At 68.7% G+C, this 6262-nt stretch carries 6 protein-coding genes; 2 read left to right on the top strand and 4 right to left on the bottom strand.

Annotated elements, in window-relative coordinates; translation table 11 throughout:
- Positions 1–133 precede the first annotated feature (133 nt).
- Positions 134–1021 (bottom strand): hypothetical protein, encoded by an 888-nt coding sequence (locus tag ACTJJM_RS13180; protein WP_329833604.1) that lies wholly within the window; start codon positions 1019–1021, stop codon positions 134–136.
- A gap of 93 nt (positions 1022–1114) precedes the next feature.
- On the opposite strand from ACTJJM_RS13180, the gene ACTJJM_RS13175 reads away from it, so the two are divergent.
- On the top strand, positions 1115–2410 hold the full coding sequence (locus tag ACTJJM_RS13175) for an acetyl-CoA C-acetyltransferase (RefSeq protein WP_029550824.1): 1296 nt from the start codon (positions 1115–1117) through the stop codon (positions 2408–2410).
- A 131-nt stretch (positions 2411–2541) separates the two neighbouring features.
- On the opposite strand, the gene ACTJJM_RS13170 is transcribed toward ACTJJM_RS13175, so the two are convergent.
- The 3 genes from ACTJJM_RS13170 to ACTJJM_RS13160 all read right to left on the bottom strand — a co-directional run bounded on the left by ACTJJM_RS13170 (position 2542) and on the right by ACTJJM_RS13160 (position 5735).
- Positions 2542–3837 carry a heme biosynthesis HemY N-terminal domain-containing protein gene (locus tag ACTJJM_RS13170; RefSeq protein ID WP_019338206.1) on the bottom strand — a complete coding sequence of 432 codons (1296 nt, stop codon included), beginning with the start codon at positions 3835–3837 and terminating at the stop codon, positions 2542–2544.
- 6 nt (positions 3838–3843) lie between these two features.
- Entirely contained in the window at positions 3844–4821 is a 978-nt protein-coding gene (locus ACTJJM_RS13165; RefSeq protein ID WP_049410061.1) for a uroporphyrinogen-III C-methyltransferase, read from the bottom strand.
- 104 nt (positions 4822–4925) lie between these two features.
- A complete protein-coding gene (locus ACTJJM_RS13160) occupies positions 4926–5735 on the bottom strand; it encodes a uroporphyrinogen-III synthase (protein WP_440865733.1) in 810 nt (269 codons plus the stop codon).
- Positions 5736–5770: 35 nt separating this feature from the next.
- On the opposite strand from ACTJJM_RS13160, the gene ACTJJM_RS13155 reads away from it, so the two are divergent.
- Positions 5771–6238, top strand: a complete 468-nt coding sequence (locus tag ACTJJM_RS13155) for a YiiD C-terminal domain-containing protein (protein WP_008266702.1) — start codon at positions 5771–5773, stop codon at positions 6236–6238.
- Positions 6239–6262: the final 24 nt, after the last annotated feature.

The following is a 6262-nucleotide window of genomic DNA, read 5'->3' as shown; positions in this document are numbered from 1 at the left end:
TTTTTTTTTTTCCTTCGTGTTCCGCGCCGCGTTCTTTCTCCCCCCTCTACAGCAATACGCACGGCGGTCGCGCCCCGGCGAAACGCAATTGCACGGTAGCGCCGGGCCATGCCCGGCGGCGCGCATCCGCAGATCAGCGCGCCAGCAGCTCGCGCGCGTCCTGCCCGGCCTCGCAGTGCACGAACAACACCGGCACGCCATGTGCTTCCAGCACGGCGGCCATCTGCCGCTGGCGCATCAGGAACTGCTCGTAGATGCCCTTCAGGCGGTCGCAGTCGTTCTTGCCATGATCGTAGTGCGCGCACCAGCCGGCCGGGTCGAACAGCGCCATGCGTGCCTCGCCATGGGTATAGCGCAGCAGCGGCTCGGGCGCGGCATTGAGCCACTCGTCCTCGCCCGGGGCCATGATCGCCGTCTCGATCAGCGGCCACAGCGCTGCCAGGCCCTGGTTGTCGTACTGCATCGACATCATCGCGGCCAGATCATTCACGGTGAAATAGCGTGCGTGCTCGATGCGGGCACCAAAGGTGTTCTGCGCCATCAACGCGGTGTCGGCATGGGCCATGCCGTTGGCCAGCAGCGTATCTTCCAGCGCCTCGGCCACCGCATGGGTGGTGGCCACGTCACTGCCGGCCAGCAGGAACGGCACCACACGCAGGCCACCACCCACCAGGCTGGCATCGGCCTGGAACGGCAGCGGCACGTCACCCTGGGCGTCGGTACCGAACGCCAGCAGGCGCGGGCCCTGGTTGCGGCCCGGCGCACGCATCTGCAGTTCTTCCAGCCGGCGATGGATCGGCCAGCCCGGGCGCAGCACTTCGGCCGGGTCGAAATGGGCGGCGGCGAACACCAGGTCCAGCTCGGCCACCTGCGGCACCAGCTTGGACAGGTCGCGGCCGACGCGATCGGCCAGTTCACCGGCCTGTTCGGCGCTGAGTACCGCCTGGCGGGGGATTTCGCCGCCGGCCAGTTCCAGGGCCAGCACGCCAAGGGCATTCATCGCGGGGTCGGGTTTGCTCATGGTTCCACGGTTGGCCCATCACAGGGCGGCAGCTACACTTGGCTCCATTATGCCTGCTCCGCCGTGCAGGCCATGTTGCAGACACCCTCATCCATGCCAGGTATCTCCATGCCCAACGCTCGTCCCGTCGCCATCCTCGGTGGCGTCCGCATTCCGTTCTGCCGCCAGAACACCGCGTATTCGGATGTCGGCAACCTCGGCATGTCGGTCCGTACGCTGGGCGCGCTGGTCGAACGTTTCGGCCTGCACGGCCAGCAGCTGGGTGAAGTGGCGATGGGGGCGGTGATCAAGCACTCCAGCGACTGGAACCTGGGCCGCGAAGCCACGCTGTCCTCCGGCCTGTCGCCGCTGACCCCGGGCATCACCCTGCAGCGCGCCTGCGGTACTTCGCTGGACAGCATCATCACCGTCGCCAACAAGATCGCGCTGGGCCAGATCGAATCCGGCATCGGCGGTGGTTCGGACACCACCTCCGACGTGCCGATCGTCTACGGCAAGAAGCTGCGCGCGCGCCTGCTGGCCGCCAACCGTGCCAAGAGCACCGGCGACAAGATCCGTGCGCTCACCGCCGGCTTCAAGTTCTCCGAACTGAAGCCCGAGTTCCCGGGCGTGGCCGAGCCGCGCACCGGCAAGAGCATGGGTGACCATTGCGAGGACATGGCCAAGGAATGGAACATCTCGCGCGACTCGCAGGACGAGTGGGCGGTGTCGTCGCACAAGAAGCTGGCTGCCGCCTATGAGCGTGGCTTCTTCAACGACCTGATCGCACCGTTCCGTGGCGTCGAGCGCGACAACATCCTGCGCCCGGATACCTCGCTGGAAAAGCTCGCCACGCTGAAGCCGGCCTTCGACAAGGTCTCCGGCCGCGGCACCCTGACCGCAGCCAATTCCACCCCGCTCACCGATGGCGCTGCCGCGGTGCTGCTGGCCAGCGAGGAATGGGCCCGCGCACACGGCCACGAACCGCAGGCGTACCTGCGTGATGCCCACGTCTCGGCCGTTGATTTCGTGCATGGTGAAGGCCTGCTGATGGCACCGACCGTGGCTGTGCCGGAGATGCTCAAGCGCAATGGCCTGACCCTGCAGGACTTCGACATCTACGAGATCCACGAAGCCTTCGCCGCGCAGGTGCTGTGCACCCTGCGTGCGTGGGAGAGCGAGGATTACTGCCGCAACCGCCTGGGCCTGGATGCACCGATGGGCCGCATCGACCCGGACAAGATCAACCTGCTGGGTTCGTCGCTGGCCACCGGCCACCCGTTCGCTGCCACCGGTGCCCGCGTGATTGCTACGGCCGCCAAGCAGCTGGCCGAACGCGGCGGCGGCCGCGCGCTGGTGTCGATCTGCACCGCCGGCGGCATGGGCGTGGTGGCGATCGTCGAACGCTGATTGTTGCGACCGCACGCCAACCAAGGTTGGCGACTACCGGGTTCCACACATGAAAACGCCGCCCGATGGGCGGCGTTTTCGTTGGTGGCTCCGGTGGGTGCCGACCGTTGGTCGGCACACCTCAGCCATGCTTACGGCAACCGCGGATTACCAAATTCGTCGCGCTCTTCGTTGGCGTCATACACCGGCGGCTGCACCGTGATGGGCTGCTCTTCCACCGTGGCCCGTGCAGGTGCTTCAATGCCGCGCACCAGCTCCACGCTGTCCTCGCCGCGCTGCAGTCGCAGCGCATTGGCCAGGCATTGCGCGGCCAGCGCGTGCTCGCCACGCTGCGCGAACAGCTCACCCAGTGCTTCCCACGCAGGAGCACCAGCGCCGGCGGCGATGGCCTCATGCAGGAACGCATCGGCGGCATCCCACTGCTGCTGGGCCAGGGCCACGCGGCCCTGTGCCAGGCGCAGCGCGGCCGACTCGTCATGCACGTTGCGCCAGCGCGCCAGGTTGCTCTGGCGGGTGGCTAGGCGCTCGGCCGGCAGGCGCCCATACAGCGCCACCAGTTCGTCGTCCCAGCGATGGTCCAGGGCCTGTTCCAGCGCCAGCAGCGCCGGCTCGTCCCAGTTCAGGGCCACCGCGCGGCTGGCATACGCGCCGACCACGTCCGGGGTCGGGCGCAGCGCCTTCGGCGTGGCTTCCCACTGCGCGGCCAGCGCGTTGACGTCGGCCGCTTCCAGCAGCGCCTGTGCGGCCAGGCGTGCTTCCAGTTCGCTGTTGGCGTCGGCCGGCAGCACCTTGCTCTGGCGCAGTGCACCCAGCTGGCCATACGCCTCGTGGGCGCGGCCGGCCTGTGCCAGTGCTTCGGTGCGCAGCCACAGGCCGCGCGGCGGCAGCGGCTGGATCGCCGCCACGTCCAATGCGTTGATTGCATCCACCGGCAGATCGCGCGCCAGCAGCTGTTCGGCGCGCAGCAGCGCCTGCAGGGTGGCATCGCTTTCGCCCAGGCGCTGCAGCAGCGCTTCACCGGCGGGGCCGTCGGCACGCGCCTGCGCACTGCGCACGGCGTTGGCCAGCGCCACCGCGCTCACTTCCGGATCCTTGGCGGCGCCGTCCAGCAGCTTCTCGGCACGCTGCCACTGGCCGTGCTCATAGGCCTGCAGGCCGTCGATCAGGCGCACCCGGCCCTGCTTGCGGCGGTAGCGGCCCCAGGCGCGGAACGGTGCAGCGATCAGGCTCCACAGCAGCCACAGTACCAGCACCGCGATCACCGACAGCAGCGCCACCTTGGGCAGGTTGCTGTGGTAGTCGTAGCCGCCGTAGCGCAGAGTCACTTCGCCGAAGCGGTTGAGGTCATCGGCGCCGAGCCATTGCGCGGCAACCACGCCGATGGCCACGGCCAGCAACAGCACGACCAGGGATTGCAGGGGTTTCATGTGGGATTACCTCCGGTCGGTCTGGGTACGCAGCTGCTGCAGGGTGCTGCCAAGAACAGCATTGCTGGCCTGCAGCGGAAGCTCGCGCAAGGCCTTCAGTTCAGCACGTTGCGCGCGCAGGGCCGGTGAATCCGGCCAGCGCCGTTGCGCCCAATGCTCCACGCGTGCCAGCGCAGTATCGCGGCCGGTGCGGTCGCCACGTTCGATCGCGGCGCGCGCCAAGGTCAGTTCCAGTTGCAGTGCATCGTCTGCATTGCGGCGTTCGGCGGCGGTCAGCGGACCGTTCTGGCGGCTGGGGCTGATGTCCACGAACGGGGCCAGCGTGGCCTGCCACCAGGTTTTGCCGGCGTCGGGCGCGCTGTCGCCTGTTACCTGCGAGGGCAGGCCCTGCAGGGCTTTGGCCAGGCTATCCAGGCGCTGCAGCGATTGCGCGCGCGGGCCGGCACCAAGGGAATCCAGTGCATCGCGCTCCTGCACCAGGGCCTGGCGCAGATTCAGGCCGTCGCTGTCGGGCAGATCGGCCAACGCGGTGGCGGCCTGTGCATACAGGCGGCGTGCGCCTTCCACGTCGTCGGCGTAGTTCAGTCGCTGTGCCGCCTGGGTCAACAGCAGCTCGGCCTCATCGCGCTGTACCGCCTGGCGGCCCTGGTTGGCGCTGTCGGCCAGCTTGGCCAGGTTCTCTTCCAGCAATGCACTGCGCTGCGAAAGGCCCAGCATCTCGTCGCGCAGCACGCGGTTGGTGGTCGCCGCATCCTGCAGGCGCTGGCTGGTCGCGCGCTGGTCGCGGCGCAATGCATCCAGCGTCGCCTGCAGGCCCTGCAGCTGCACGGCCGTGGTCTGTGCCTGCGCTTCCTGTTCGTGCTGTTGCTGTTGCCAGACGTACCAGCCGGCATAGCCGCCCACGCCAAGCACGACCACCCCGGCCAGCGGCAACAGCCAGCGCACAGGTCGACGGGGCGGGGAAACGGGCGGAGTCTCGTTCATGGGGCTTCCTTGTCGGCAACGTCGCCGGTCAGGTTCCGGCAGGCCGCGTTGTGCACAGCATCACTGTTGCCGACCACAGCGGCAAGCGTGACCCACGTCCCTGTTCAGGTCGCTGCCGGGACGGTGAGCGTGGCGTGTGCAGCGGCCACCAGTTGTGCCGTGGTGGGCCCGGCCGCGCGCACCACGCGTTGCAGCCCCAATGCGTGCGCCTGTTCGCCGAGCCGTTCGCTGGCCACGACCACGGTGGCCAGCGCCTGAAAGCGTTGCTGCAATGCCGGCGGAAGCTGCTGCCAGAAATGCAGCAACGCCTCACCACTGCTGACCGCCAGCACCCACGGCTGCGCTGAATGCGCCAATCGAGCCAATGTGCGGGGCGGCAGGCGCAGCAATCGGCGCTGGTAGACGTCGGCGCGTTCGATCATGGCGCCCGCCGCCTGCAGTTGCGCGGCAATCAGGCCGCGCCCGCCAGGGGCGGTGACCAGGCCGATGCACAGGCCCTGTACATTGGCCAGCACCGGCAGCGCCAGCAGCCCCTCGCTGTCCATCCGCTGCGGTGCATGCACCTCGGCGACGCCCTGCGCCCGCAGCGCGCGCGCGGTGCCTTCGCCCACGGTCAGCCACGGGCTGCGTTGTGCTTCGGCCAGTGGCAGCAGGGTGGCGGCCGCAGTAACGGCGGCTGGGCTGGTGAACACCACCCGATCGCAGTTCAGCGTGCGTTGCAGCTGACGCACCACTGGCGTGCCGTTCAGGCGCTGCAGACGCCAGGGCGGCAGGGCCACCACATGCCCGCCCAGCCCAGCAACGGCGCGGCGCAGCGCGGAATTCTGGCCCTGCGGTCGCAGCGAAATGAAGGTCCAGCCCGGCTCGGAACCGGCGGCGCCAGTGGGTATCGTATGGTCGGCCATTGCCTGCATTATGCGGGCCCTTCGTTGTCGTGGTCGCTGCTCCGATGTCCGTTGATGCTCTGACTTCCTCGCTGGCCGCCCTGCAGGACGTGCTGGACTGCATGCCGGCGGTGCGCGCCATGCAGATCCAGCTCGATGGCTATGCCGATGGCGTGCTGCGCATCACCGCGCCGCTGGCCGCCAACGTCAACGACAAGGGCAACGCCTTCGGTGGCAGCCTGGCCTCGGTGCTGACCCTGTCCGGCTGGGCACTGGTCAGCCTGCGCCTGCGCCTGGCCGGCCACGATGCCGAGGTCTACGTGGCCGACAGCAACCTGCGCTACCTGGCCCCGGTCTACGAAGACCTGCATGCCCATGCCGAAGCGGCCGAAGCCAGCGGCTGGGATGCCTTCCTGAATACCTTCCGGCAGCGCCGCAAGGCCCGCATCAGCATCATCGCCACCCAGCCCGGCGCCGATGGCAAGCCGGCCGCCGAGTTCAGCGGTCGCTTCGTTGCCTTCGCCAAAGGGTAGGATGGCAGGCTGACGTCCTGGGGA

Origin of the sequence: Stenotrophomonas sp. 22692 (genome assembly GCF_052045015.1) — a bacterium.
GTDB lineage: Bacteria > Pseudomonadota > Gammaproteobacteria > Xanthomonadales > Xanthomonadaceae > Stenotrophomonas > Stenotrophomonas geniculata.
This window is presented reverse-complemented; position numbering and strand designations above follow the sequence as displayed.